This window comes from Streptomyces albidicamelliae, assembly GCF_025642175.1.
Taxonomy (GTDB): domain Bacteria; phylum Actinomycetota; class Actinomycetes; order Streptomycetales; family Streptomycetaceae; genus Streptomyces; species Streptomyces albidocamelliae.
In genome coordinates, this window is record NZ_CP106795.1 from 4,304,918 (window position 1) to 4,331,444 (window position 26,527).

Here is a 26,527-nt window from a genome sequence, read left to right on the forward strand (position 1 = left end):
GACAGATGGCAGGATCCGAACCCGGTAGCGGACCCGTCACGTACCGTCCGGACAGGCCACCGGCTCGGTGCTCGGAGAGACAGCCCATGGCAGCGAACGTTCTCGGTCAACTTCCCCCGCGTCGACGCCGGTGTGTCCCACCGGGCGCGGCGATCGGCGATGACGACCTCGGCTGACCCCACGAGCACCGCGGGGAACGGCTTCCTTCTTCGGCCCGCGCCACCACGCCGTCATGGCACGGGCCGGCACTCCCTGCACCGTTCGGCACCGGTCCCCACGAGGGGAGGGACCGGTGCCGGACGGGCAGGGTCCCTGTCCCGTCCCGGTGTGCCGGGAGTGCCTCAGACGGTCACCGCGTCAGCTTCGGACCAGCCCGCCGCACGGGCCGCCGCGACCGCGCGCCGCTCCGCCTCTCCGGCGGCGGCGTTCAGGGAGGCGTCCCGTCCCGGTGCGGTGCCGCCGGCCGCCGCCGCTGCCGCCCCGGAGGCCGCGAGGGCCGCGCGCAGGGCCGCGTCGGCGGCCTCGGAGGACTGCCGGGCCGCGGCCACCTGGGCGGCCAGGGCCGCGGTGGCGGCGGTGTTGCGGGCACAGCGGGCGTCCGCCGCCGGGTCCGGAGCGCTCGCGTCGAGTGCGGCGAGCGACCGGGCCGACAGCCGCAGCGCGTTGGCGGCCCTGCCGACGGGGTCCTTCGGCACGATCTCGGCCGCGTCGGGAGTGACACCGGCGTACCGGCAGGCGGCCACCGCACGCTCGTAGGCGCTGTGCGCGCGGGTGCCGTGCACGGTGCGCAGGGACTCCTCCGCTGCTCCGGATCCGGTCGCCGTCTCGTTCCGTCCGCTCATCCTCGGCCTCCTTCGTCCGGCTGCGGGCCGGGCGCGGGCAGGGTGCCACGGCGGCCGCGAAGAGACCAGAAGCACGCGGGCACGGGGTGGTCGTGGGGCGCCGGATCGGGCCGCACCCGCAGGGGCCTCTCCTGGAAATCTGACGGAGTGTCAGCTACGGTCGCGCTTAAGGCCGTTCTCGAAGGGGTGAGTGCCATGGAGAAGCGTCCCCGGTGCCCGCGACCGCCCGGCGTTCCGCGCTGGGTCGCGATGTTCCACCAGCCCTCCCGGAACTCCTGGACGGTGGCCGCCGAGTCCCCCCACCGGGAACCCGTGCTGTACGCCGTCGGGGACATGACCCAGACCGTGCGGGCCCGCGGGGAGGAGGCGACGATCGCCCTGTGGGGCCCGAAGGGCGACGCCTGGCACCTTCACGACGCGCCGGCCGCCGCCCCGTCACCCGCGCCCGCCGCCTCGTCCGCGGCGGCCGCGGACGAAGCCGCCGCGGACGGCCCCGCCGGACCGGCCGTGCTGGCCGAGCGCATGACGGACCGTCGGCACCAGGTGCTGATGGCCGGTCTGAGCAAGGCGGGCCTGTACGACCTGGGTCCCGAGGACGGTGAGGCGGTCCGCGTGCTGGCCGACCGGCTCGACGAGCCCACGGTCCGCAGGGTGGCGCACTGGCTGTCGGTGGCGGGCGGGCAGCAGTAGCGCGCGGCCGCACGCCGGGCCGCACAACTGTCCGCCCGGCCGGTTCGGCGCACGCCCCGCCGGGCAGTGACGTCCTTGAAGCCACCGAGCCGCCCCGGACGGCCCACAGCGGCCGGGGGCGCCGACGTCTGGAGGACGTATGAAGGTCTCCGTCGACCGCAGCCTGTGCTACGGCTCCGCCGAGTGCGCGCACCGGGCGCCGGAGGTGTTCGCCTTCGAGGACGGGTACGGCGTCGTACGGCCCGGACGTGCGGAGACCACCGAGGATCCGCAGGTCAGGGAGGCGGCCGAGAAGTGCCCCTCGCAGGCGATCGGGCTCACGGAGTGACGCGTCGGCGGCGATGAGGGACGGTGCCGGTAGGGCTCAGCGGTCGGCCGGACGGTCCGGTCGGGCCCATCCGTACTCCGCCAGCACGCGGGCCCTGGCCTCCGCGACGGCCATGCGGGCCGCGCGCTCGGCGGGGTCGACGTGGGCCGCCTGGCCCGTGGCCTGACCCTCCCACTTGCGGTACAGCAGGCCCACCCGGTCCGAGAACCAGCCCCGGCTGACCGCGTTCAGCGCCAGCAGCAGCCCCGTGTCCTCCGAGGCCGGCAGGGCCATCCAGCCGCCGAGCGCCAGGAGCAGGTCCCGCCGGACGCAGAGTGTCGCCGGGTGCACCGGTGCCCGGAAGTCGTGGCGCTTCCAGTGCTCGAGCACGGCACCGCGTTCGACCGGGCCCTCGTCGGGGTCGCCGGGGAAACCGGCCGTGGTGCCGTCGGGCAGCAGGTCGAGCACGCGGGAGGTCGTCCAGCCGACGGTGCCGTGCGCCTCCAGCACGGCCAGGTCGCGGGCCAGCGCACCCGGGGTGAGCCGGTCGTCGGCGTCGAGGACCTTCACGTACGGGCCCTCCGCGTGCGCCAGGGCGATCGTGCGGGCGACACCGGGTCCACCGGGACGGCCCTGGCGGAAGGTCACCCGGCTGTCGTCCGGGACGTGGGGGCGGACCTCGTCCGTCCTGCCGTCCTCCTGGATCACCCATGCCCACTCCCAGCCGTCGGGGAGCCGCTGCTCGCGCAGTGAGGCGTAGGCCTCCGGCAGGAACCGGGCGGACGGGCCGTGGACAGCGGTGACAACGGTGACGCGCCGGCTCACGGCAGCACTCACCACCTCTCGGTAGGGCGTGGGGTGTTGCCGTACGAGGATGACGCACGGGGAAACAGCGCAAGACCCCCGGCCTAGCCCGGCCGGGGGTCCATCCGTATCGACTGCTGCGTACGCAAGTCGCCTTCATGTCGAGACGTCTGCGGTTCTGTGTGCCGTTCCTGCCGTGTTCGCCGGGCTCGCCGCGGCTACGCGCCGCCCTGCGTTCCGCGCCTCGCGTTCTTCGTGCTGTCCGCGTGCGCCGTGGAGTGCGGGTGTCGCGTGTGCTTCGCGTGCTGGGCGTTCTTCCGAGCTGTCCGGTGGAGCGGCGGATCCGGGGGGATCAGCAGTCGAGTGCTGCCGGGTCCTGCTCGGTCGCGTTCTCCGTCTGCATCTCCTCGCTGCCGGGCCGGTGCCGGCAGCTCGGGGACTTCCCGTGGGCCTCGGCCCCGATCCGCTGCTTCATCGTGGGGGGCAGGGCGCTGGCATGGGACCAGACCCATTGGTAGGCGGCCGGAATCGTGGGGGTCGTGCGGTGCGTCGCGCCGGTGCTGGGGCTCTCCGTCTTGGGGGCGGTCGTCGCGGCGGCGGCCGGGGCGACGATTCCGAGCGCCGTGAACAGCGCGACGAAGGCGGTGACGATGACGGTCCACAGCTTCATGACCTTGTTCTGGGTCATGGCCCCTCACTTTCGGGTCGGGCGATTTGCGTACTTTCCTCATGATGTGTATGTGGATCGCGAAGTGGTGGACCTCCGCCCGTGGCGCGGCGATGTTCCGATGAACACCACTCGGATGGACGTATGAGGGCTCAAAGAGTCAGAAATGGCATCCATAGCGACTGAAGAGGGATCAAAGTCACGGAGTGTGCGGGTCCGATCACCCTCAGATCGGATCGGTTCCGGACCCGGCTACAGCGCTGCCGCAGGCGGGAGTTGAGGCCCGGCGCAGGTCACCGATCGATATCGGTCGGTGTGTATAGTCGGGCGCCAGAGGTCCCCTACGTCAAGGAAAGACGAGGTCGCGCGGTGAAGAAGCTGCTCCTGGTCGCACTGGCCGCCATCGGCGGGCTCCTCGTGTACCGCCAGATCCAGGCGGATCGCGCCGAGCAGGACCTGTGGACGGAGGCGACTGACTCCGTGCCCACGGGTTCGTGAGTCCCGACACCCACATCTGAACCGAACCCCGGCCGCCTCCGCGGTCGGGGTTTTGTGTTGCCTCGTGCCCGTCGTCTCGTGTTGCGGTCCCGTGACGGGTGGGGTACGCGTTGCGGGACGCCGTCCTGGGGCCCCGGCCGGCTGCGCCGTGCGGGCCGGCAATTTCGGACGGCCGAACGCATTGCCCGGATGGCGCAGGGGTGCCGGGGGCAGGATGGGCCTCGGCCGGTCGTCCGGGCCGGTCCGACGTGTTCCCTTCCGGTCCTAACCGATCCGGTCCGATCCGGTCCGGTCCGATCACTTCGGGTGCGGTCCGGCCGTGCGGAGCGGTCGGGGAATGCGGTTGTGGAACGAACAGGGGGCGGCACGTGAGACGGCGGCGAGGACGTACGGCGTGGTGGCGGCGCGGCCGGCCGGCGATCCTGCGCGCCGTCGTCGTCCTGCTGGGGGTGTACGGCCTGGTCACCGTGCCGGGCGTGTCCGTCGCCAGGGCGGCGGGGCCGGGCGGGTACGCCTTCTCCCCCGGTGCCCGGACCGTCGCGGGCGCCACGGGCACCGCCGATGCCGAGGTACTGGAAGCCGGCCGTACCTACCGCAGCTCCCTCCCGAGGAACGGCAAGCTCTACTACCGCCTGCGTCTCACCGCCACCGGCACGGCGTACGTCCCCGTCACCGCCGTACCGCCCGCGCACGCCACCGTCGCCGCCACCGACGGCATCCGTGTGTCCGTGCGCGACTCCGCCGGCGTGCCCTGTTCCTACGCCTCCGCGCACTTCGGTGCCGGGCTCAGCCCGCGTCCGGTCACCGCGCTGGTGCAGCGGGAGACCGGCAAGGCGCTGTGCCGGGGCGCGGGGACGTACTACCTGCTCGTCGAACGCGTCGACGCCGACGGGCCCGGCGGGACGGCCCCGGCCCGGCGCTGGGACCTGGAGATCGCACCCGTCACGGAGCCCGGACCGGAGCGGGCGGGCCCCACCACCGCACCGCGGACCTGGGACTCCGCCACCCCCGAACCGCTCGGCGGCGAGGCCCGGGACCGGTCGGGGGGCGCCGGATTCGCGACCGCCGTGCCGGTGGGGCAGGGGGTCTGGCACACCACGCTCGTGCCCGGCGAGACCCTGTTCTACAAGGTGCCGCTCGACTGGGGCCGCCGGCTGCACGCCTCCGCCGAACTGAGCGGCTCACCCGGGCACGGCTATGTTGGCGGCGCGCTGGACCTCGCCCTGCACAACCCGGTGCGCGGCTCCGTCGACGACGCCTCCCTCGGCTACACCGGAGCACGCAAATCCGTCGCCCTGGCCCCCGTGCCACCGGTCGAGTACGCCAACCGTTACGCCGTCCCCACCGGGGTCACCTCCGTCCGGTTCGCCGGCGACTACTACCTGGTCCTGCACCTCAGTGAGCAGATGACCGGGCTCTACGGGGGCGGGCCGTTCGACGTGACGCTGCGGGTGCGGGTGGACGGCCGGGCGCACGCAGGGCCGGACTACGCGGGCGAGCCCATGCCGGAGGACGTCTTCACCGTCACGGCACAGGACCGGGAGCAGGCCCTGGCCGGGAGCCCCGGGAGCCCCGGGGGCGGGGGCGACCCGGCGATGAGACTGCTCGCGGCCGGCGGTATCGGCCTGGGCACCGCGCTGCTGCTGGTGCTCGGTGGATGGACGCTGGCCGGCCGGCGGACTCAGACGCGGGTCAGCGCCCAGAAGCCCACCGCGTAGCAGGCCAGCGCCAGCAGCAGCATCGGGATCGCGACACCGGCCGGGGGACCGGTTCGGCGGCCGTGCGCCCTGCGCGCGCGACGGCCCCGCACGCGGGCGGCGGGATGCGGAAGCCCGGAAAGCGGCGCCTCGGGGACGGGAACCCGCGGACTCTGCGCGGTGTACGAGGCGGTGGAGGTGTCGGCACGCTGCTCCGGCGCCGCTGACCCGTGCGGTTCGGCGTGCCACGCGGAGGGCTGGTCGTAGGGCTGGGCGTACGACTGCGGGGAGGGCGTGAGGGGATGCGTCGGGGGCGTCGGATCATGGGCGGGACGCCGGGGGAGCTGGAGCGAGTGCTGCGGGACGGGGGACGAGTGCTGCGGGATCCGGGGCTGGTGCTCCGGGCCGTGCCCGCCGTGGTCCTCGGCCTGCTCGGGCGCGGGGCGGGGCCGGAAGCCGGAGTGTGACGGGTCCAGCGGCGGGGGGAGCCGGAAGCTGCCCGTTTCCGACATGGAGCCGGTGTGCGTGCCGGGAGAGGAGCCGGGGTCCGGCGTCATGGAGCCGGCGGCAGACCCGCTTCCGTCCTCGCCGGGGCCCCCGAGACCGGAGTGCGCGTCCTCGGCGTCCGCCCGGCTCCCGGCATCGTCGGCCGTTCCGGCGTCCGTTGCCGGACCTGTCCGTACACCCGAGGCACGCTTGAAGGGGCCGTCGGGTCCGAATCCGGGTGGCAGCGGGCCGAGTTGGTCGAAGATCTCGATCAGCTCGTCGTCGGGCCCGGGTTCCGGCAGGAGTTCCGCAGCGGAGGCGAGCGCCTTGCGGGCACCCGTGGCCGTGCGGAACCGGGCTTCCGGGTCGGGCTGGAGCAGCGTGGCGACCACCTGCCACAACGGCTCGGGTATGCCCTTGGGCGCACCGGGCGTGCCGTGCTCCACGAAGTACTGCATGAGCGCCTTCGCGTCGGGCTTCGCGCCTTCGAGGAGATACAGCGCGACCAGGCCCACCGCGAACAGGTCGGCGGGGAAGTCGGGTTCGGAGCCGAGCAGCTGCTCGGGGGCGAGATAGCCGGGCGTGCCGACGACGAGGTTGGTCTCGGTCAGCCGCGGCTCGCCGAGCCGCATGGCGATGCCGAAGTCGGACAGCCGCAGCCGCGGCCGGCCCGTGCCGGTGGCTTCCAGCAGCAGGTTGGCGGGCTTGATGTCCCGGTGGACGACGCCTTCCGCGTGGACGGCGGCGAGACCGGACAGGAGCTGGTCGGTCAGGGTGCAGACGAACGCGGGAGGGAGGGGGCCGTAGTCGCCGACGAGGTGGACCAGGGAGCCGCCGGCCACCAGGTCCATGGTGAACAGGACCTGGTCGTCGTCCGCGGCCCAGCTGGCCGGAGCGAGGACATGGGGATGGTCGATCCGCAGCGCCTGCTCCCGGACGAAGCGCAGCAGGGAGTGCGCGTCGCGCTGTTGCAGCACCTTGGCGGCCACATAGCGCCGTCGGCGATGGTCCCAGGCACGCCACACGGCGCCCACACCGCCGCGTCCGATCGGATCGGCCAGCTCGTACCGGCCGGCGAAGACCTCACCCATGACAGTCCGCCGCTCCTCCCCCTGGCCCGTCGTTCCCCTGCGATGCGCCTCGCGCCGGGACGAGTGACCCGCCCGGCGCCCGTTCCGCCGTCGAACCTCGCCCTCGGCCCGGCCCCGGACCCCCTCCGGGAAGCCGGGCCCCGGGATCAGTTCTGGTGGGACTGGTAGTGCGAGACCGCGTCGGAGGTGCGGCCGGCACCGTAGACCCGGAGGAACTCCGCCAGCTCGGGGTGCGAGGGGGAGAGCGCGTCGGCGGCGTCGATTATGTCGCCCGCGGCGGCCACCGAGCGCAGGAGCGACTGGATCTCGCGGACCACCCGCTTGACGGTGGGCGCCCCCGAGCCACTGGTGGTCTGCGTGGTGTTGCTGAGCACCGAGCCCCCCTGGGACTTCTTGATCTCGTCCATGCGCTCGGTCGCCTCGGCGGCGCTGACGCTGCCGTCCGCTGCCTGGGCCGCCAGCTCCTGCAACAGCTGCACCCGCTGGACCACGGCAGGATTGCCGATCTTCGCGCGCTGGCCGCTCATCAGCTGCGAGAGCATCGGAGCGGACAGTCCCAGGACCGCCGCGAGCCGGGCCTGGTTGAGCCCGAGATCCTCGATGAGCTTACGGAAGAGCGCCCCCAGCGGCTCCCCGTACCAGTTCCGCTGCAGCTCCCGCGCTCTCGCGGTGGCTTCCTGCTGTGCGGCGTCCATTGCGTCTCCCCATCGCTTCCCCTGAAAAACCGCGGTTCGCTGTAGCGAACCACGCCGAGCATCTTACGGAGAGTGGTCATCCACGGGGACCCCCAATCTTTTTGCGGGATACGGGGGGTGACCCGGTACTCTGGTCTCCGGCAACCGCCGGAACGGGATTCCTCCGGCCGGTCGCTGCTTCCCGGGGCCTTAGCTCAGTTGGTAGAGCGCCGTCTTTGCATGGCGGATGTCAGGGGTTCGACTCCCCTAGGCTCCACCCGGTGAATGCCCTCCGACCTGCGAAAGCGGGTGCTGGAGGGCATTTTTCACATGGTCTCGCGGGCACGGTTTCACGTGAAACGGGCCGTGGGCCCGGCGAGTTGACGCTCGCCGGGCCCACGGCCCGTTCTCTGTGTGTGCGGCCGACCGGATCAGCCCTGGTCGTCGCGGTCCGCCGCGTCGTCCTCCGCCTGCTTGGCCTGTACCTCGGGGTCCAGCACCGCGGGACCGGTGCCGTCCACCGAGCTCAGGCGCCCGGTCTCGGGCACCTCGGTCGCGGCGGGCGGCTCGACCAGCCAGTCGGGGTTGGCCTGCTTGTCCCACCACTTCCAGGCCACGACGGCGCCACCGGCCACGAGGGTCAGCAGCGCCAGCAGCTTCACGGCGCGGCCGGACTTGGAGCGCCGCTCGTTCTTCCGTGCGATCTTCTGGATCTCCTTGGCCGAGACGTTGCCGCGCAGGGCGGCCAGGGCGGCGGCACTGCGCGCGGCGACCTCGTCGGCCACCGGCGCGGCCGCGGCCACGGCCTGTTCGATTTTCGGTCGGGAGTACTCGGCGGCCTGTAGGGCAGCCTTACGGGTGCGCAGGGCGGCCTCGTGGGCGGCGAGGTCGACCTTCGGCGGTACATGCGCACGGGCCTGTTCCAGGCGAGGGGCGAGCCGGGCGTCGTACTGTTCGCGGGCCTGTTCGGCGGCCTGCGACACCACGGGTGCCAGCCGTACGCGTGCCTCCTGCGCGTAGTACGCGGCACGCTCCTTGGCCGTGTCGGCGTAGGGCGCCACCACTTCCGCGGCGTGCAGCACGCTGTCCTTCGCCGAGCCGGTCGCGGCGCGCACGCTGTCGATGCGGGTCACGGGTTCCTCCTCCTCGGTGGCGTACGGTAATTCGACTTTCCACCCTTTTAAGGATCATGCCTGTCGATGGCCCTCGCGGCATGCGAGGGCGGGCATATGGGTGCTGATCGCTCTCTTGGGCTCGAATCCGGGCAACAGGAGCTTCCTGCTCGACCCTGCCACGAATCGCGGCCGAGCGCTGCCTCCAGCGCGCAACTCATGGCCGTCGGGATTCGCCCGGACCCTTCCGTGCGAGGATCGAGGAGTCACACGAAGACAACGGAAGGCAAATCGTGGCCGAGCAGCTTTACGCCACCTTGAAGACCAACCACGGCGACATCGTGGTGCGGCTGTTCCCGAACCACACGCCTGTCACGGTCAGGAACTTCGTCGAGCTGGCCCAGGGGGAGCGGGAGTGGACGCACCCGGGCACGGGTGAGAAGACCACGAAGCCGCTCTACGACGGGACGACCTTCCACCGCGTCATCAGTGGCTTCATGATCCAGGGCGGCGACCCGCTGGGCAGCGGCATCGGCGGTCCGGGCTACAAGTTCGAGGACGAGTTCCACCCCGACCTGTCCTTCAACAAGCCGTACCTGCTGGCCATGGCCAACGCCGGCCCGGGCACCAACGGCTCGCAGTTCTTCATCACGGTCGCCCCGACCACGTGGCTGAACCGCAAGCACACCATCTTCGGCGAGGTCGCCGACCCGGCGAGCCAGAAGGTCGTCGACGCCATCGCCGGCCTGCCCACCGGCCGCAACGACCGTCCCGCCGAGGACGTCGTGATCGAGTCGGTCGTGGTCGAGAAGCGCTAGGGCCGAGCCCGCCGCCCGTCGGACCGCCCGCAGGGAACCAATCGCCCCGCTCGTCCGTAAGGATGTGCGGGGCGGGGTATTTGCCGGGGTAGTCCCACGACGAAACAAGGGGAACCGATGGAGGACCAGGCCGCAGACAGCGCGCGGAGCGCCCGGAGCGTGCCCGTGTGCTACCGGCACCCGGACCGTGAGACCGGCGTGCGCTGCACCCGCTGCGAACGCCCCATCTGCCCCGAGTGCATGGTCAGCGCCTCGGTGGGTTTCCAGTGCCCCGAGTGCGTCCGCAGCGGCTCCGGCACGGGTCACGCACCGGCCGCGAACCGTCCGCGTACGGTCGCCGGCGGCTCGGTGGCCTCGGATCCCCGGCTGGTCACCAAGATCCTCATCGGGATCAACCTCGCGGTGTTCATCGCCATCCAGGCCGACAAGTCGCTGCTGGAGCAGGTGGTCCTCTACGGCTCCTGGCCGCCGAAGCCGTTCGCGCCGACCTCCGGTGTCGCCGGCGGCGAGTGGTACCGCTTCGTGACGTCGATGTTCGCGCACCAGGAGTACTGGCACATCGGCTTCAACATGCTGAGCCTGTGGTGGATCGGCGGTCCCCTCGAAGCGGCCCTCGGCCGGGCCCGCTACCTGGCGGTCTACTTCGTCTCGGGGCTGGCTGGCGGCGCGCTCACCTATCTGCTCGCCTCCCCGGCGCAGCCCTCGCTCGGCGCCTCCGGGGCGATCTTCGGCCTGTTCGGGGCCACCGCGGTGCTGATGCGGCGCCTGAACTACGACATGCGGCCGGTCATCGCGCTGCTGGTGATCAACCTGATCTTCACCTTCGGGTTCAGCAACATCGCGTGGCAGGCGCACATCGGCGGACTGGTCGCCGGCGTCGTCACCGGATACGCCATGGTGCACGCGCCGCGCGAGCGGCGGGCGCTGATCCAGTACGGCACCTGCGCACTGGTCCTGCTCGTGTCGGTGGCCCTCGCCCTGGTCAGAACCGCTCAGCTCACCTGACGGCCGCCGTTTGTCCACAGCGAGTGCCGGATCTTGTGCATACGGTGCGGGCACAAGCGTGCCCCCTGCCGCTCGAATGTGTTTCCACAGGTCAGGCAGGGGGCGAAAGGGTGTACGAGGTCCGGTAGGGCAGTCACACCGGCGTCAACCCTCGATGAGTTATCCACAGATCGTAGTCTTTTCCCCAGGACCATGTGGATAGCTACGCGGGCCTGTGGATAACTCAGTGAACAGCCCTGGGGAGAGCTGCCACGTCCATGCTGGTGAGGGCTACTTCCACTGGGTGGAGACGCCGAAGCCGGCGGCGATGAAGCCGAACCCGACCACGATGTTCCAGTTGTCCAGCGCGTCGATCGGCAGGGAACCGTCCGTCACGTAGAAGACGACGATCCAGGCCAGGCCGATGAGGAACATGGCCAGCATGACCGGAGCGACCCAGGCGCGGCTGTTCAGCTTGATCGCCTGCGCCTGCTTGGCCGGCGGCGGCGTGTAGTCGGCCTTCTTGCGGATACGTGACTTCGGCACGAGGGTCTCTCCTGTCGATGCGCTGCGTGGCCGCGCAGGTAACTGGGTCGGGCTCGGGGCAGCGTACAAGGGGCCAACATGACGACTCTGTGTGCTCCCCCGGGCGTCCGTTAGCGTAGTGCTTCCGCGGCGCCGAAGGAGATAAGGGTACGTTGAGCAATTCTGCCGACTCCCAGGGGACGGGAGCAATGGGTTCCGGCCCCGGCCGTCGTCCGCGTGTCCGACCGGTGCGGGTGCTCACGGCCGCCGTCTTCGCCCTCGCCGGGCTCATCTTCTTCACCAGCTTCAACACGGCCAAGGGCACCGACATCCGGCAGGACGGCTCCCTGCTGAAGCTGTCCGACCTGATCCAGCAGCGCAGCCGCAAGAACAAGGAGCTGGACGAGTCCAACGCCACGCTGCGCGGCACCGTGGATTCGCTGGCCGAGAGCGACGACGGCAGCACCAGGGCCCAGGACGAGAAGATCAGCGGGCTGGAGAGGAGCGCGGGCACCCAGCGGCTGACCGGCAAGGCGCTCACCGTCACGCTGAACGACGCCCCGCCGAACGCGACCGCCAAGCTCCCCGGCTATCCCGAGCCGCAGCCCGACTACCTGGTCATCCACCAGCAGGACCTCCAAGCCGTGGTGAACGCCCTGTGGGAGGGCGGCGCCAAGGGCATCAAGGTCATGGACCAGCGGCTGATCTCCACCAGCGCGGTGCGCTGCGTCGGCAACACGCTGATCCTCCAGGGCCGCGTCTACTCACCGCCGTACAAGATCACGGCTATCGGGGACCCCGGCAGGCTGCAGCAGGCGCTCGCGGCGAGCAAGGCGATCCAGACCTACATGGTGTACGTCAACGTCTACGGCCTCGGCTGGAAAGTCACCGAGGACGGGACGGTGACTCTTCCCGGCTACTCGGGCACAGTGGATCTGCACTACGCGAAGCCAGTGGAGTAGCCAGGTCCCCTGTCAGGAGCCGCCGGTGCGCGTGATCGTCCGGACCGTCAGCGAGCTGTGCATCACCGTCGGCGCCCTGATCGTGCTCTTCGTCGTGTACGTGCTCTTCTGGACGGGCGTGCGGGCCGACAGCGCCATGAGCGACCAGATCGACCGGCTGCAGCGGCAGTGGGCCACGGGCGCCGTCCGGCCGGGACCCCCGCGCGGTAAGCAGACGCCGGCGTCGGAGCGGCAGGGCAGGCCGCGGCCGTACCGCTACGGCAGGGCCTTCGCGATCATGTACATACCCCGGCTCGGTTTCACGTGGAACAAGCCCGTGCTGCAGGGCACCGGCCGGGACGTGCTGGCCGAGGGCCTTGCCCACTACGAGCGGACCGCCCGGCTCGGCGGCCGGGGCAACTTCGCGGTGGCCGGGCACCGGCGCACCTACGGCGACCCGTTCAAGGACTTCCCGCGGCTGCGGCCGGGGGACGCGGTGGTGCTCACGGACGGCTCGACCTGGTTCACGTATCGGATCGACAAAGGGCCCTACAAAACGGTTCCGACCGACGTTGAGGTGATCGACCCTGTGCCACGTAAGTCCGGGTACACGGGTCCGGGCCGGTACCTGACGCTGACCACGTGCGATCCGGAATGGGGTCACAGCCACCGGCTGATCGTCTGGGCGCATCTGGACTCCACACAGCCTGTGGAGGCAGGCGAACCGAGGGCTCTGCGCCGTTAGTCTGGTTGCGTACGGCGTGGGTCTGGTGCCGTAGGGGACACGGAAGGGACGGCAAGGGACGGCATGTACGGCTGGATCTGGCGGCATCTGCCGGGAAACGCGTTGGTGAAGGCGCTCATCTCGTTCGTACTGGCCCTGGCCGTGATCTACGTCCTGTTCCAGTACGTCTTCCCCTGGGCCGAACCGCTGCTGCCCTTCAACGATGTGACGGTGGACAACCAGTGAGTGCGCGGATTCTCGTCGTCGACAACTACGACAGCTTCGTCTTCAACCTGGTCCAGTACCTGTACCAGCTGGGTGCCGAGTGCGAGGTGCTGCGCAACGACGAGGTGTCGACGGCGCACGCCCAGGACGGCTTCGACGGCGTCCTGCTCTCCCCCGGACCGGGGACGCCGGAGCAGGCCGGCGTGTGCGTGGACATGGTCCGCCACTGCGCCGCGACCGGGGTCCCGGTCTTCGGGGTGTGCCTCGGCATGCAGTCGATGCAGGTGGCCTACGGCGGTGTGGTCGACCGGGCGCCCGAGCTGCTGCACGGCAAGACCTCGCCGGTCGAGCACGCGGGCAAGGGCGTCTTCGCGGGCCTGCCCTCCCCCTTCACGGCGACCCGCTACCACTCCCTGGCCGCCGAGCCGGCCACGGTACCGGCCGAACTGGAAGTGACCGCCCGCACCCACGACGGCATCATCATGGGTCTGCGCCATCGTGAACTGCCGGTCGAGGGAGTGCAGTTCCACCCCGAGTCGGTCCTGACCGAGCACGGGCACCGGATGCTGGCGAACTGGCTGGTGGAGTGCGGCGACCAGGGTGCCGTGGCGAGGTCGGCGGGGCTCGCCCCGGTGGTGGGCAGGGCCACGGCGTGACCGCGCTGCGCCCCGAGCGCGAGGACTTGTACGGGGAGAGCCCGTACGAGTCCTACGGCGGTGCGCCTGACGCCGGTCGCCGCGGCGGCCGTCATGCCGGTCGCCGAGCGGATCCGCCCACGGCGGCGATGCCGGCGATCACCGACCGGCCGGGGACGCCGACGCGGCCCCTCCACGAGGAGATGACGGCTCCGATGGCCGCCGTCGACCCCTCGGTCCCGCACGTCCCACGGCCGTCCGCGGCCCACGGGCCCCCCGCGGACGACGAGACGATGGCACTGCGGATCCCCGGCCCCTCCGGCCCGGGTCCGGGCAACGGCCCTCTGGGGCCCTCTGGAGCCCCTTCCGCCCCTTCGGCCACGGGAGTCACGCCGGGCGGCCGTGCGGAGCGCAGGAAGGCCGCCAAGCGCCGTGGGGGCCGCCGTGGCGGGGCCCGGGAGGCGGCGCCCGCGTCGGCCCCGGCGTCGGGCCGGCCGCTGTCCCGGGTGGAGGCCCGGCGGCAGGCACGGGCACGGAAACCGAGCCCGTCCGTGATCGCGAGCCGGGCGATCGGCGAGGTCTTCATCACCACCGGCGTGCTGATGCTGCTGTTCGTCACCTACCAGCTGTGGTGGACCAACGTCCGCGCGCACGCCCAGGCGGGCAGCGAGACGCACCAGTTGCAGGACGACTGGGCGAACGGCAAGCGGAACCCCGGGGTGTTCGCCCCGGGCCAGGGCTTCGCCATCCTGCACATCCCCAGGCTGGACGTGGTCGCGCCGATCGCGGAGGGCGTCAGCAACAAGGCGGTGCTCGACAAGGGCATGGTCGGGCACTACGGCGAGGGCGCGCTGAAGACCGCGATGCCCGGCGCCCGGACCGGCAACTTCGGCCTGGCGGCGCACCGCAACACCCACGGCGAACCGTTCCGGTACATCAACCGGCTCCAGTCAGGCGACGAGGTCGTGGTCGAGACGCAGGACGAGTATTTCGTCTACAAGGTGGCCTCGATGCTTCCGGTGACCCCGCCGTCCAACACGAGCGTGCTGGACCCCGTCCCCAAGGGCTCGGGTTTCACCAAGCCCGGCCGCTACATCACCCTCACCACCTGTACGCCGGAGTTCACCAGCAAGTACCGGCTGATCGTCTGGGGCAAGATGGTCGAGGAACGCCCGCGCAGCAAGGGAAAGCCGGACGCGCTCATCGAATAGGGCTCATGGAGTAGGGGCAGAGGAACTGTGGCAGCGACGGCCGACGAGACCGAAGAACACACGGACGCGTCCGACCCGGAGCCAGGCCCGCGCCGGCGTCCCGGCCGGATCGCCCTGGCGGTCAGTGTCTTCGGTGAACTCCTCATCACGGTGGGGGTGTTGCTCGCCCTCTTCGTCGTGTACTCGCTGTGGTGGACGAACGTGATAGCGGACCGCAAGGCCGGCCGGGAGGCCGACAAGGTGCGTGACGGGTGGGCGCAGGCCGCGGACTCGGGGCCCGGCGCGCTGGACACCAAGGACGGCATCGGCTTCCTGCACGTGCCCGCCATGGACAACGGCGAGGTCCTCGTCGAGAAGGGCACCGATCCGGACGTCCTCAACGACGGCGTGGCCGGCTACTACACGGAGCCGGTCAAGGCCACGCTCCCGACCTCCGGCAAGAAGGGCAACTTCACCCTCGCCGCCCACCGCGACGGCCACGGGGCGAAGTTCCACAACATCGACAAGCTGAGCGAGGGCGACCCGATCGTCTTCGAGACCAAGGACGACTGGTACGTCTACAAGGTCTTCTCGGTCCTTCCCGAGACGTCCAAGTACAACGTGGACGTGCTCTCGCAGATCCCCGAGGAGGCCGGCCGGAAGAAGGCGGGCCACTTCATCACCCTGACGACCTGCACGCCGGTGTACACGAGTCGCTACCGCTACGTCGTCTGGGGCGAACTCGTCCGGGTGCAGAAGGTCGACAGCAAGCGGACTCCGCCGGCGGAACTGCGCTGAACCTGCGAGTGGGCCCCCGCCGGTGCTTCCCGGTGGGGGCCCACTCGTGTGCGCGGGGGACGTCAGCCGGTGACGCCGCCGAACAGCTGGCCGCCGTTGTCGTTGTTGCCGTTGTTTCCGCCGCCGCCGAAGTCCACGGTGGTCAGGACGATCTGCGTGGTGCTCGGATCACCCTGGGTGCCCTGCGGCGGGTTCTGCTGGATGACCCGGGCGTTGTCGTCGCTGGCGCCGTTGACCTGGATCTGCGTGAAGCCCTTGGCCTGGAGGATCTCCCGGGCCTTCTTCAGCGTCTGGCCCTGGACGTTCGGCACGTCCGTCTGCGTCGGCTGCTGGACCTTGCCGACGTTGATCGTGACCGGCGTGTTCTTGGAGACCGCGGCGCCCGCCTTCGGGTCGGTCGACAGGACCTTGCCGTCGTCGTCGGGGTTGTCGGTCGGCGTGTCCGTGCAGGCCTGGGGCACCAGGCCCTGGGCCTTCAGCTTGGCGGTCGCCTCGTCACAGGACAGCCCGGTGACGTCCTCCACCGACACCTTCTCCTCCGCCTTGGCGACGGTGAGGGTGATGGTGGTGCCCTTCTGCTTCGAGACACCGCCCTGCGGGTCCTGCTTGGTGACGACGCCCGGAGTCTGGGTGGACACCTCGGTCTTCTTCTCGACCTTGAAGCCCTTCTCCTCCAGCTGCGACTCGGCCTGGTCGAACTGGATGCCGCGGACGTCCGGCACGGCGACCTTGGGGGCGCCCGTGGACACCGTCAGGGTGATCGTGTCGCCCTTCTTGACGTCCGTGCCCGCCTCGGGGTCCTGGTCGCAGACGCTGTTCCGCGGCTGGTCCTCGCAGGCCTTCCGGGTGGGCGGAGCCAGCTTCAGGTCGGAGTTGACCGCCATCTTCTTGGCGTCGGAGTAGGTGTGACCGACGAAGTTCGGCGCCTTGAAGGTGTCGTCCGTGTTGCCGCCGCTGAACGCCCACTTGCCGATCAGAATCGCGCCGACCAGCACGAGGAGACCCGCGACCACCAGGAGGATCGTGGAGGTGTTGGACTTCTTCTGCTGGCGCCGGCGGTCCGGGCGGTCGTCGTAGCCGTAGCCGCCGTCGTCGGGGTTCATGGGCGGGAGCATGGTGGTCGCCCCGGCGCCCGCCTCCTGACGCAGCGCGGTCGTCGCCTGGTCGTCGGGGTAGCCGCCGTAGCCCACCGCGCCCAGCGCGGCGGTGGCCGCGACGGGCTGGCCGTCCAGGCATGCCTCGATGTCGGCGCGCATCTCGTCGGCCGACTGGTAGCGGTAGTTCGGGTCCTTGACCAGCGCCTTCAGGACGATGGCGTCCATCTCCGGCGTGATCTCGGGGTCGAAGACCGAGGGGGCCTGCGGCTCCTCGCGGACGTGCTGGTACGCCACGGCCACCGGGGAGTCGCCCACGAACGGCGGGCGCACCGTCAGCAGCTCGTAGAGGAGGCAACCGGCCGAATACAGGTCCGAGCGGGCGTCGACCTGCTCGCCCTTCGCCTGCTCCGGCGAGAGGTACTGCGCGGTGCCGATGACCGCCGCCGTTTGTGTCATGGTCATGCCGGAGTCGCCCATGGCGCGGGCGATGCCGAAGTCCATGACCTTGACCTGACCGTTGCGGGTCAGCATGACGTTGGCGGGCTTGATGTCGCGGTGGACGATGCCGTTGCGGTGCGCGTACTCCAGGCCCTGGAGGATGCCGATGGTCATCTCCATCGCGCGCTCGGGCAGCAGCTTGCGGCCGGAGTGCAGCAGCTCACGCAGCGTGGAACCGTCGACGTACTCCATCACGATGTACGGGATGGAGACCCCGTCGATGTAGTCCTCGCCCGTGTCGTAGACCGCGACGATGGCGGGATGGTTGAGCGAGGCGGCCGACTGGGCCTCCCGGCGGAACCGGGCCTGGAAGGACGGATCACGCGCGAGGTCCGCGCGCAGCGTCTTCACCGCCACGGTGCGGCCGAGGCGGGTGTCATGCGCGAGGTAGACCTCCGCCATGCCACCACGGCCGAGCACGTGACCCAGCTCGTACCGGCCGCCGAGGCGACGCGGCTCTTCCATAGCTACCTACCAGCCCTCTCCGTCGGTCTCGGCCGTCACGTCCGTGAGCGCCCGAGGCTGCCGTCCGGGCCTACCGTACCCGGCTCGCTTTGTGTGACCTGGCCAAGCCCGTAACCCGATACAGGACCGGTACCGCAACGTGCATCGATGTGAAGGGGATGTGAGGGGTCTCACTGCTTGGACTTGATGACCGCCTCCATGACGCTCCTCGCGATCGGCGCGGCCAGGCCGCCGCCGGAGATGTCGTCGCGGTTGGCGTTCTCGTCCTCGATCACCGTGGCCACGGCGACCGGCGAGCTGCCGTCACCGAGCCTGGCATACGAGATGAACCATGCGTAGGGGTTTGCGCTGTTCGCCACACCGTGCTGAGCGGTACCGGTCTTGCCACCGACGGTGACGCCGGAGATCTGCGCGTTCTTGCCGGTGCCCTCCTTGACGACCGTCTCCATCATCGACTGCAGGATCTGCGCGTTCTTCGGCGACAGCGGCCGGCTCATCTCCTCCGGCTCGGTCTTGGCGACCGGGTCGACGTTGGAGGACTGCAGCTCGTCGACCATGTACGGCTTCATGAGCTTGCCGTCGTTGGCGACCGCGGAGGCGACCATGGCCATCTGCAGCGGGGTGGCGGCGGTGTTGAACTGGCCGATGGAGGACAGCGCGGTCTGCGAGGGGTTCATGTCGTCGGAGAAGACCGACGCGTTGGAGCGGCTCGGGGTGAACTGCTCGGAGTCGAACCCGAACTTCTTCGCCTCGGCCAGCATCTTGTCGTTGCCCAGATCGGCGCCGATCTTGCCGAAGACCGTGTTGCAGGAGTACTGGAGGGCGACCCGCATCGTCGCGTTCTTGCAGGGGATGTTGCCCTCGTTCTTCAGCTGCGTGGAGGTGCCCGGCATGACCCACGGCAGCGGCGAATCGGTCTTCTCGTCGGCCGAGGTGTACTTGCCGTTCTCCAGCGCGGCCGCCGCGGTGACCACCTTGAACGTGGAGCCCGGCGGATAGGTCTCGCGCAGCGCCCGGTTCAGCATCGGGTCGGCGGGGTTGTTCTTCTTCTGGAGCTTGGTCCAGTTCTTGGCGTCGACGTCGGTGGAGTTGCCCGCGAACGAGGAGGGGTCGTACGACGGGTACGAGGCCAGGGCCAGGATCTTGCCGGTGGACGGCTCCAGGGCGACGACGGCGCCCTTGCCGCCCCGGGCCTTCAGCCCGTCGTACGCGGCCTTCTGCGCGCGGGCGTTGAGCGTGGTGACGACGTTCCCGCCCTGCTGCTCCTTGCCGGTGATCATGTCCAGGGTCTTGCGGAAGAACAGCCGGTCGTCGTTGCCGGTGAGGATGCCGTCCTCGATCTTCTCCAGGAAGCTGCTGTCGAACGCCTGCGAGGAGTAACCGGTGACCGGGGCCCACATGGGCCCGTTCTTGTAGGTGCGCTTGTACTTGAAGTCGCCGTGCTTGCTCTCGACCGAGCCGGTTATGGGGTCGCCGTCGACGATGATGTCGCCCCGCGGGTTGGCGTACCGCTCGATGGTCACCCGGCGGTTGTCGGGGTCGGTCCGCAGCTTGTCGGCCTGGACGTACTGAAGCCAGTTGTCACGGATCAGCAGCGCCAGGACGAGTAGTCCGCAGAAGATCGCGATTCGGCGCAGGGGCTTGTTCACGTCCGGCCTTTCCACAAGCTAACAGGGGCGCCTGTTGCTTCAATCTCTCGGTGCCGATGGTGCTGGCGCTCATCCTTGGCCGCCCACAGTCTAGGGGCAGCGGCTGTGTTCCCCGGGCGGGCCCGTCGCAGCGGCTGATCCTTAGACGCGCCGGCGGCACGACGGGTTCCGGAAACCGCCGGACGGCCTCCGGTACCGGCGGGGGCCGGGTCCGAAAGCCGTCCGTGAGGCGGATCACTGATCAGCTGGGCCGCTCGCGCCGGGGCGGACCACCTGCGTCATCTCCGCGTCCGGGTTGCCCGCGGGTGTGGGCGCCGGGCGGCGGGCCGTGTCGCTGATCCGGATCAGGATGCCGATCAGCGCCCAGTTCGCCAGCACGGAGGAACCGCCGTAGGCCATGAACGGCATGGTCATACCGGTCAGCGGGATGAGACCCATCACACCGCCGGCCACCACGAACACCTGGAGGGCGAAGGCGCCGGACAGACCGACGGCGAGCAGCTTGCCGAACGGGTCGCGGGCGGCGAGGGCGGTGCGCACGCCGCGCTCCACGATCAGGCCGTAGACCAGCAGGATCGCCATGATGCCGGCGAGTCCCAGCTCCTCGCCGAAGGTGGCGAGGATGAAGTCCGAGTTGGCGGCGAACCGGATCAGGTCCGAGTGGCCCTGGCCCCAGCCGGTGCCGAGGGTGCCGCCGGAGCCGAAGGCCCACAGGGCCTGCATGGCCTGCTCCGAGTGGAGCCGCCCGTCCTGGACGCCGGCCCGGCTGGCGGCGAACTCGCCCATGGGGTCGAGCCAGGCCTGCACTCGGGTCTGGATGTGCGGCTCGAAGCTCGCCACGCCGACGGCGCCCGCCGCGGACATCAGCAGACCGAAGACGATCCAGCTGGTCCGCTCGGTGGCGACGTACAGCATGATGATGAACATCCCGAAGAACAGCAGCGACGTACCGAGGTCGGTCTCGAACACCAGGATGAGGATCGAGATCGCCCAGACGACCAGGATCGGTCCGAGGTCGCGCCCGCGGGGCAGGTACAGGCCCATGAAGCGGCGGCTGGCGAGGGCCAGCGCGTCCCGCTTCACCATCAGGTAGCCGGCGAAGAAGATCGCGAGGACGATCTTGGCGAACTCACCGGGCTGGAGCGAGCCGAGGCCGGGCACCCGGATCCAGATCTTGGCGCCGTAGATGTTGGCGCCGAGGCCCGGCACCAGCGGCAGGATGAGCAGCACGAGGGCGCCGAACATCGAGATGTAGGTGTAGCGCTGCAGGACGCGGTGGTCCTTCAGGAAGACCAGCACCGCGACGAACAGGGCGATGCCCAGTGCCGTGTACAGCAGCTGGCGGGGCGCGGCCGTGACGAAGTTCGGCAGTGACTGGAGCAGTTTCGACTGGTCCAGCCGCCAGATGCACACCAGACCCAGCCCGTTCAGCAGGGTGGCCAGCGGCAGCAGCAGGGGATCGGCGTACGGGGCGAACTTCCGCACACCGAGGTGGGCGACCCCGGCCAGCAGGCCGAGACCGAGGCCGTAGCTCAGCAGGCCGGCGGGCACCTCGTCGCTGATGGCCAGGCCGACGTTGGCGTAGGCGAACACCGGGATGACCACGGCGAAGATCAGCAGGGCCAGCTCGGTGTTGCGGCGGCTCGGTGCGCCGATCGCGCCGATCGTGGACGTGTGGTGCGTCGCTGCGTTGTTCGTACTGCTCATCGTGTGACGGTGCCTCTCACGGCTCTACTGCTTGCCGCACTGATCGACGACCTTCTGCTCATCCTCGGAGAGGCTCGGGCCGGGGTGGGGAGTGGCGCTCGTGGACGGTTTCGGGGACTTGGAGGGCGCGTTCGGCGTCGCCGTTCCCGACTTCGACGGGTTCGGCGTCGGTGATGCCTTGGACGTGAAGGAGGTACGGGTGGTTCCCGTGGTTCCTCCCGCCTCGCCCTGGCCCGTCTTGGCGTTCTTCTCGCTCTCGGCGGCCGTGCGCTCCGCCTGCTTGCGGCACGCGGAGGCCTGCACGTTCAGCGCCTCGATCTTCGTCTCGGCCTGCTGGAGGCCGCCCGCCGCGATCGTGCTCTTGACCTGCTTCTGCTGGTAGGGCGGCAGGTACTTGAGTTCGATCTCGGGGTGGTCCTTCTCCACCTTCGACAGCGAGACCCACGCCAGGTCCTGGCTGATCCCGCGGTACAGCGCCACGTGCTCGCCCTGGGCGCCGACGTAGTACTGGGTCTGCGTCCAGCGGTAGCCGCCGTACAGACCGCCGCCGATGACGGCGAGGGCGAGGGCGCCGTAGAGGGATCTCTTCACCCACCGCCGCTTGCGCGGCTTGGCGAAGTCGTCGTCGGTGTAGTCGCCGAAGCTGCCGGCGGCCGGGACGTAGCCGGTGGTGTCGCCGGAGCCGGGCGGGCCGAACTCGCCGCCGCCGTGGCCCTGGCGGCCCAGGTGGGAGGCGCGGCCGGCCGGGGTCTGCATGATGCCGTTGTCGTGCAGGTGGTGCTGGTTCTCGGCGACGGCGCCGACCACCACCGGCTGGTCCGACAGCTGGCCGGCGAGGGTGTCACCGGTGTCCAGGTCGAGGACGTCGGCGACGATGACGGTGATGTTGTCGGGGCCGCCGCCGCGCAGCGCGAGCTGGATCAGCTCCTGCACGGTCTCCTGCGGGCCCTGGTAGCTGGCGAGCGTCTCCTCCATGGTCTGGTGGGAGACGACGCCGGACAGTCCGTCGGAGCAAATGAGATAACGGTCGCCGGCCCGGACCTCGCGGATGGAGAGGTCGGGCTCGACGTGGTCGCCGCTGCCGAGGGCGCGCATCAGCAGGGAGCGCTGCGGGTGGGTGGTGGCCTCTTCCTCGGTGATCCGGCCCTCGTCGACGAGCCGCTGCACCCAGGTGTGGTCCTGGGTGATCTGCGTGAGCACGCCGTCCCGGAGCAGGTAGGCGCGCGAGTCGCCGACGTGCACGAGCCCGAGCCGCTGCCCGGTCCACAGCAGGGCGGTGAGCGTGGTGCCCATGCCCTCGAGCTGCGGGTCCTCGTCGACCATCGAGCGGAGCTGGTCGTTGGCGCGCTGCACGGCGGAGCCGAGCGAGGTGAGGATGTCGGAGCCGGGCACGTCGTCGTCGAGCGTGACCAGGGTGGAGATCACCTCGGAGGAGGCGACCTCGCCGGCCGCCTGGCCGCCCATGCCGTCGGCGATCGCGAGCAGACGGGGACCGGCGTAACCGGAGTCCTCGTTGCCCTCGCGGATCATGCCCTTGTGCGATCCGGCGGCAAAGCGCAGTGACAGACTCATGCGCACCTCGCCCGTCGGCTCCGGGTACAGCCGGTCGTGTCGAGCCACACTGCCCACCCTCCGGTCGGGAGCGCGCCGGAGACCGGGTGGCGGCCTGCCGCTGCGTGCTCGCTCCGCTCGCTCATTGTCGTACTACTTCCGCAGCTCGATGACGGTCTTGCCGATGCGGATCGGCGCGCCCAGCGGGATCGGCGTAGGAGTCGTCAGCCGGGACCGGTCCAGGTACGTGCCGTTGGTGGAGCCGAGATCCTCGACGATCCACTGGCCGTCGCGGTCGGGGTAGATCCTGGCATGGCGGCTGGAGGCGTAGTCGTCGTCCAGCACGATCGTGGAGTCGTGCGCCCGGCCCAGCGTGACCGTCTGGCCCTGGAGCGCGACCGTCGTGCCGGTCAGTGTGCCTTCGGTCACCACGAGCTTGGAAGGGGCGTTGCGCCGCTGGCGGCCGCCCTGCTGGCCGCGCTGCTGCGGGGCGCGGCCTGCTGCCGCGGCGCCTGCTGCCGGCCCGGCTGCTGCTGGCGCCCGGCCTCCCTACGCGATCCGCGCTGGGTGACACGCGTACCGAACAGGTCGCTCCGGATGACCTGCACGGCCACGATCACGAACAGCCACAGTACGGCCAGGAAACCCAGCCGCATGACCGTGAGGGTCAGCTCTGACATTGCCCCCGCTTCACCCTTCGGCTTGCCGGTAAATGATGGTTGTGCTGCCCACGACGATCCGCGAGCCGTCGCGGAGCGTAGCGCGGGTGGTGTGCTGCCCGTCCACCACGATGCCGTTGGTGGAGCCGAGATCCTGGATCGTCGAGGGCGTTCCGGTCCGGATCTCGCAGTGCTTGCGGGAGACGCCGGGGTCGTCGATCCGCACGTCGGCCTCGGTGCTGCGGCCCAGCACCAGCGTCGCGCGGGAGATCTGGTGGCGGGTGCCGTTGATCTCGATCCAGTAGCGGGTGCGCCCGCCGCTCATCGGGGCGGCGGCGGGGCGCTGGGTGGCGGGCTGCGGGTAGCCGTAGCCGCCGGGCCGTGCGCCGGGTGGCGGCGCGGACGGCATCGGGGCGCGCCCGCCGGGGCGGCCGGCGGGTAGCCGTAGCCGCCGGGGGCGTTCTGCCCGGGACGGCCGGCGGACGGGCCCGCCGGGCCCTGCGGTGCCTGCTGGCTGCTGGACGAGGCCAGGGTGCGCGAGCGCACCCGGTACAGCCCGGTGTCGAGGTCCTCGGCCTTCTCCAGGTTGACCTTGATCGGGCCCATGAAGGTGTAGCGCTGCTGCTTGGCGTAGTCGCGCACCATGCCGGCCAGCTCGTCGCCGAGCTGTCCGGAGTAGGGGCTGAGGCGCTCGAAGTCCGGCGCGCTCAGCTCCACGATGAAGTCGTTGGGTACGACCGTGCGGTCACGGTTCCAGATGGTCGCGTTGTTGTCGCACTCCCGCTGGAGCGCGCCGGCGATCTCCACGGGCTGGACCTCGGACTTGAAAACCTTGGCGAAGGTGCCGTTCACCAGACCTTCGAGACGCTGCTCGAACTTCTTCAGGACTCCCATGGGGCACCTCCTCCGTCCCTGCCGTTGCCTTGCCCTGCTGTCTGACGCTGCTTTGCCGGGTACTGCTCACTGATCGTATCTACGCGCCCGGCAATCAGCCGGTTCCCCCAGCGGCTCCCCTTCGAACTCCTCCCCGGAACTCGCTCCGGGACTCCTGCCGGGACCTGCTTCCGGCATGGATCGTAGAGGGGGTCGAAGACCAGTGTCCCGCACCCGGCTGTGCGCCCGGCCCGCCTCCTGTACAGATGGCCGGGACCGGTACGAGGTTGATACGTGAACAGGCTCTCCCTGATACGCGGTCGCGGGCGGGCCCGTCGGGGGCCCCGGGCGGGCCGTAAGGGAGGTGAACCCACCCCGTACGACGTGCTAATGTTCTGGGTGTCGGAAGGGGCCGGGCCGAAAGGAACGGAGCCGGAAGACACACCCAATGCGCGGGTGGCGGAATAGGCAGACGCGCTGGATTCAGGTTCCAGTGCCCGCAAGGGCGTGGGGGTTCAACTCCCCCCTCGCGCACAGAGACGAAACGGGTCTCTGCCGGTGACGGAAGTCACGGCAGGGGCCCGTTTCGCGTTGTGTCCACGGTTGTGAGGGATCGCACAGCCGCTCACCCGGACCGGGCCCGTCGCCGCCGGTGAGCTATCTCACGGCTCGCGCTCGGCGCCGCAGGCGCCGTACGGATGCCGGCGCTCGGCGCCATCGGCGGTCCACAGCCGCCGAGTTGTCCACAGGGTCTGACGCGTTTCGGCCACCGGCGGTACGGTCTGCACGAGTTGATGTCCTGGCTGATGGCTGAGCTGATGGCTGAGCTGATCTGCGGAGAAGCACGTGTCGGGGGAGGCGGTCGCGATGACCGGAGCCGTTGTGGGAGTGGAAGCGGACGGGACGGAACCGGCGGCCCCGCCCCGGCTGCCCCGGATGCGCGGTTTCGCCGCCTGGCCCCCGCAGGGCACCCCCAAGCACGAGGGCAAGGCGCTCAGGCAGAGCGTGCCGCGCGCCGCGCATCGGCTCCTCGAACTGGACGCCGGCCGTCCCGACGCGGTGAGCGCGGTCGCGCAGTCCAACGCCGGCCGCATCCCCGAGCTGACGCCGATACGGGTGGGCCGGATGGCGGCCACCCCCTTCGCCTTCCTGCGCGGCTCCGCCGGTCTCATGGCGTACGACCTGGCCCGCACCCCGACGACCAGGATCGGCACGCAGATCTGCGGCGACGCGCACGCGGCCAACTTCGGGCTGTACGGCGACGCCCGCGGTGACCTGGTCATCGACCTCAACGACTTCGACGAGACGGTGCACGGCCCCTGGGAGTGGGACCTCAAGCGGCTGGCGGCCTCGCTCGTGCTCGCCGGGCGGGAGGCCGGCGCCGACGAGGACACCTGCCGGGCGGCCGCCCAAGACGCGGCGGGTGCCTACCGCCGCACCATGCGGCTGCTGGCCAAGCTGCCCGTCCTGGACGCCTGGAACGCGATCGCCGACGAGGAGCTGGTCTCCCACACCGACGCCCACGACCTGCTCGGCACCCTCCAGCGCGTCTCGGAGCAGGCCCGGGCCAACACCAGCGGCCGGTTCGCGGCCAAGTCGACCGAGACGGCGGAGGACGGCGGCCGCCGCTTCGTGGACGCACCGCCGGTGCTGAGCCGGATACCGGACGCGGACGCCGCCGCGGTCGCCGCGTCCCTGGAGTCGTACGTGGACACCCTCGGCGAGGACCGGCACCCGCTGCTCGCCCGGCACGCGGTGCACGACGTGGCTTTCCGGGTCGTCGGCACCGGCAGCGTCGGCACCCGTTCCTACGTCGTGCTGCTCCTCGACCACCGTGAGCAGCCGCTGGTCCTCCAGGTGAAGGAGGCGCGGCCCTCCGCGCTCGTGCCGCATCTGCTCACCGCCGGCTTCGACGCACCGCGGGCCGGTCACGAGGGCCGGCGAGTCGTCCTCGGGCAGAAGCGGATGCAGGTGGTCAGCGACATCCTCCTGGGCTGGACCACCGTCGAGGGGCGCCCCTACCAGGTGCGCCAGTTCCGCAACCGCAAGGGCAGTGTCGACCCCGCCGCGCTGGCCGCCGACCAGTTCGACGACTACGGCCGCATGACCGGAGCGCTCCTGGCCCGCGCCCACTCCCACAGCGCCGACCCGCGGCTGATCGCCGGGTACTGCGGCAAGAACGAGGAACTGGACGAGGCGGTGGCCGACTTCGCGGTCGCCTACGCCGACCGCACCGAGGCGGACCACGGCCAGCTGGTCGAGGGCGTCCGGGCGGGCCGGATCGAGGCCGAGCTTGGGGTGTGACGGGGGCTCCGCCGGG

General features: G+C 70.8%; 24 protein-coding genes, 2 tRNA genes and 2 pseudogenes. 15 read left to right on the forward strand and 13 right to left on the reverse strand.

The annotated features are described in order from the left end of the window. Window positions 1-341: 341 nt before the first annotated feature. Window positions 342-842: a hypothetical protein gene (locus N8I86_RS19835; protein WP_123437333.1), complete on the reverse strand. Its 501-nt coding sequence runs from the start codon at window positions 840-842 to the stop codon at window positions 342-344. 195 nt (window positions 843-1,037) lie between these two features. Between N8I86_RS19835 and N8I86_RS19840 the strand changes: the two genes are divergently transcribed. Together N8I86_RS19840 and N8I86_RS19845 are read left to right on the forward strand one after the other, a co-directional pair. Next, window positions 1,038-1,532: a hypothetical protein gene (locus N8I86_RS19840; RefSeq protein WP_263278347.1), complete on the forward strand. Its 495-nt coding sequence runs from the start codon at window positions 1,038-1,040 to the stop codon at window positions 1,530-1,532. Window positions 1,533-1,671: 139 nt separating this feature from the next. Further along, complete coding sequence (locus N8I86_RS19845) at window positions 1,672-1,860, forward strand: ferredoxin (RefSeq protein ID WP_123437331.1); 189 nt, start codon at window positions 1,672-1,674, stop codon at window positions 1,858-1,860. Between the two features lie 36 nt (window positions 1,861-1,896). Here the strand turns inward: N8I86_RS19845 and N8I86_RS19850 are convergent, their stop codons facing one another. After that, window positions 1,897-2,676, reverse strand: coding sequence for a glycosyltransferase family 2 protein (locus tag N8I86_RS19850; protein WP_241840709.1), 780 nt, complete (start codon window positions 2,674-2,676; stop codon window positions 1,897-1,899). A gap of 319 nt (window positions 2,677-2,995) precedes the next feature. Then, a complete protein-coding gene (locus N8I86_RS19855) occupies window positions 2,996-3,331 on the reverse strand; it encodes a DUF6344 domain-containing protein (protein ID WP_123437329.1) in 336 nt (111 codons plus the stop codon). Window positions 3,332-3,679: 348 nt separating this feature from the next. On the opposite strand from N8I86_RS19855, the gene N8I86_RS19860 reads away from it, so the two are divergent. Together N8I86_RS19860 and N8I86_RS19865 are read left to right on the forward strand one after the other, a co-directional pair. Beyond that, on the forward strand, window positions 3,680-3,808 hold the full coding sequence (locus N8I86_RS19860) for a DLW-39 family protein (protein ID WP_003999697.1): 129 nt from the start codon (window positions 3,680-3,682) through the stop codon (window positions 3,806-3,808). Between the two features lie 368 nt (window positions 3,809-4,176). Then, window positions 4,177-5,526, forward strand: a complete 1,350-nt coding sequence (locus N8I86_RS19865; protein ID WP_263278348.1) for a hypothetical protein — start codon at window positions 4,177-4,179, stop codon at window positions 5,524-5,526. Here N8I86_RS19865 and N8I86_RS19870 read toward each other — a convergent pair. Together N8I86_RS19870 and N8I86_RS19875 are read right to left on the reverse strand one after the other, a co-directional pair. Beyond that, window positions 5,490-7,082 carry a serine/threonine-protein kinase gene (locus N8I86_RS19870; RefSeq protein WP_263278349.1) on the reverse strand — a complete coding sequence of 531 codons (1,593 nt, stop codon included), beginning with the start codon at window positions 7,080-7,082 and terminating at the stop codon, window positions 5,490-5,492. The two genes, N8I86_RS19865 and N8I86_RS19870, sit on opposite strands and share 37 nt — an antisense overlap. Before the next feature lie 146 nt (window positions 7,083-7,228). Next, window positions 7,229-7,777 (reverse strand): helix-turn-helix domain-containing protein, encoded by a 549-nt coding sequence (locus N8I86_RS19875; RefSeq protein WP_123437327.1) that lies wholly within the window; start codon window positions 7,775-7,777, stop codon window positions 7,229-7,231. Window positions 7,778-7,960: 183 nt separating this feature from the next. Here N8I86_RS19875 and N8I86_RS19880 point away from each other — a divergent pair. After that, a tRNA-Ala gene (locus N8I86_RS19880) sits at window positions 7,961-8,033 on the forward strand. Between the two features lie 154 nt (window positions 8,034-8,187). Here the strand turns inward: N8I86_RS19880 and N8I86_RS19885 are convergent. After that, window positions 8,188-8,889 (reverse strand): DUF5324 family protein, encoded by a 702-nt coding sequence (locus N8I86_RS19885; protein ID WP_073887394.1) that lies wholly within the window; start codon window positions 8,887-8,889, stop codon window positions 8,188-8,190. 272 nt (window positions 8,890-9,161) lie between these two features. On the opposite strand from N8I86_RS19885, the gene N8I86_RS19890 reads away from it, so the two are divergent. Both N8I86_RS19890 and N8I86_RS19895 read left to right on the forward strand, forming a co-directional pair. Next, on the forward strand, window positions 9,162-9,686 hold the full coding sequence (locus N8I86_RS19890) for a peptidylprolyl isomerase (RefSeq protein ID WP_073887395.1): 525 nt from the start codon (window positions 9,162-9,164) through the stop codon (window positions 9,684-9,686). Between the two features lie 117 nt (window positions 9,687-9,803). Beyond that, window positions 9,804-10,691, forward strand: a complete 888-nt coding sequence (locus N8I86_RS19895) for a rhomboid family intramembrane serine protease (RefSeq protein WP_263278350.1) — start codon at window positions 9,804-9,806, stop codon at window positions 10,689-10,691. Between the two features lie 270 nt (window positions 10,692-10,961). On the opposite strand, the gene crgA is transcribed toward N8I86_RS19895, so the two are convergent. Next, on the reverse strand, window positions 10,962-11,216 hold the full coding sequence (gene crgA, locus N8I86_RS19900; RefSeq protein ID WP_073887398.1) for a cell division protein CrgA: 255 nt from the start codon (window positions 11,214-11,216) through the stop codon (window positions 10,962-10,964). A 152-nt stretch (window positions 11,217-11,368) separates the two neighbouring features. Between crgA and N8I86_RS19905 the strand changes: the two genes are divergently transcribed. The 6 genes from N8I86_RS19905 to N8I86_RS19930 all read left to right on the forward strand — a co-directional run bounded on the left by N8I86_RS19905 (window position 11,369) and on the right by N8I86_RS19930 (window position 15,708). Further along, entirely contained in the window at window positions 11,369-12,157 is a 789-nt protein-coding gene (locus N8I86_RS19905) for a DUF881 domain-containing protein (RefSeq protein ID WP_073887400.1), read from the forward strand. A gap of 25 nt (window positions 12,158-12,182) precedes the next feature. Beyond that, entirely contained in the window at window positions 12,183-12,881 is a 699-nt protein-coding gene (locus N8I86_RS19910; RefSeq protein ID WP_263278351.1) for a class E sortase, read from the forward strand. A gap of 63 nt (window positions 12,882-12,944) precedes the next feature. Then, on the forward strand, window positions 12,945-13,106 hold the full coding sequence (locus N8I86_RS19915) for a hypothetical protein (RefSeq protein ID WP_107423569.1): 162 nt from the start codon (window positions 12,945-12,947) through the stop codon (window positions 13,104-13,106). Next, on the forward strand, window positions 13,103-13,741 hold the full coding sequence (locus tag N8I86_RS19920) for an aminodeoxychorismate/anthranilate synthase component II (protein WP_073887403.1): 639 nt from the start codon (window positions 13,103-13,105) through the stop codon (window positions 13,739-13,741). Before N8I86_RS19915 ends, N8I86_RS19920 begins: the two co-directional genes overlap by 4 nt. Next, window positions 13,738-14,931: a class E sortase gene (locus N8I86_RS19925; protein ID WP_263278352.1), complete on the forward strand. Its 1,194-nt coding sequence runs from the start codon at window positions 13,738-13,740 to the stop codon at window positions 14,929-14,931. Before N8I86_RS19920 ends, N8I86_RS19925 begins: the two co-directional genes overlap by 4 nt. Before the next feature lie 27 nt (window positions 14,932-14,958). Then, window positions 14,959-15,708 (forward strand): class E sortase, encoded by a 750-nt coding sequence (locus tag N8I86_RS19930; protein WP_073887406.1) that lies wholly within the window; start codon window positions 14,959-14,961, stop codon window positions 15,706-15,708. Between the two features lie 62 nt (window positions 15,709-15,770). On the opposite strand, the gene pknB is transcribed toward N8I86_RS19930, so the two are convergent. The 6 genes and pseudogenes from pknB to N8I86_RS19960 all read right to left on the reverse strand — a co-directional run bounded on the left by pknB (window position 15,771) and on the right by N8I86_RS19960 (window position 24,228). Next, a complete protein-coding gene (gene pknB / locus N8I86_RS19935; RefSeq protein WP_123437321.1) occupies window positions 15,771-17,768 on the reverse strand; it encodes a Stk1 family PASTA domain-containing Ser/Thr kinase in 1,998 nt (665 codons plus the stop codon). Window positions 17,769-17,938: 170 nt separating this feature from the next. Next, a complete protein-coding gene (locus N8I86_RS19940) occupies window positions 17,939-19,417 on the reverse strand; it encodes a peptidoglycan D,D-transpeptidase FtsI family protein (RefSeq protein ID WP_073887409.1) in 1,479 nt (492 codons plus the stop codon). 234 nt (window positions 19,418-19,651) lie between these two features. Further along, complete coding sequence (locus N8I86_RS19945) at window positions 19,652-21,124, reverse strand: FtsW/RodA/SpoVE family cell cycle protein (RefSeq protein ID WP_073887411.1); 1,473 nt, start codon at window positions 21,122-21,124, stop codon at window positions 19,652-19,654. Between the two features lie 24 nt (window positions 21,125-21,148). Continuing rightward, window positions 21,149-22,696, reverse strand: coding sequence for a Stp1/IreP family PP2C-type Ser/Thr phosphatase (locus N8I86_RS19950; RefSeq protein WP_185091568.1), 1,548 nt, complete (start codon window positions 22,694-22,696; stop codon window positions 21,149-21,151). Between the two features lie 132 nt (window positions 22,697-22,828). Next, window positions 22,829-23,355 (reverse strand): annotated as a pseudogene (locus tag N8I86_RS19955) (FHA domain-containing protein FhaB/FipA). Between the two features lie 10 nt (window positions 23,356-23,365). Beyond that, window positions 23,366-24,228 (reverse strand): annotated as a pseudogene (locus N8I86_RS19960) (FhaA domain-containing protein). Window positions 24,229-24,657: 429 nt separating this feature from the next. Between N8I86_RS19960 and N8I86_RS19965 the strand changes: the two are divergent. Then, a tRNA-Leu gene (locus N8I86_RS19965) sits at window positions 24,658-24,741 on the forward strand. Window positions 24,742-25,074: 333 nt separating this feature from the next. Next, the gene (locus N8I86_RS19970; RefSeq protein ID WP_263278353.1) at window positions 25,075-26,511 is read left to right on the forward strand and encodes a DUF2252 domain-containing protein; all 1,437 of its coding nucleotides are present in this window, start codon (window positions 25,075-25,077) and stop codon (window positions 26,509-26,511) included. Window positions 26,512-26,527 lie beyond the last annotated feature (16 nt).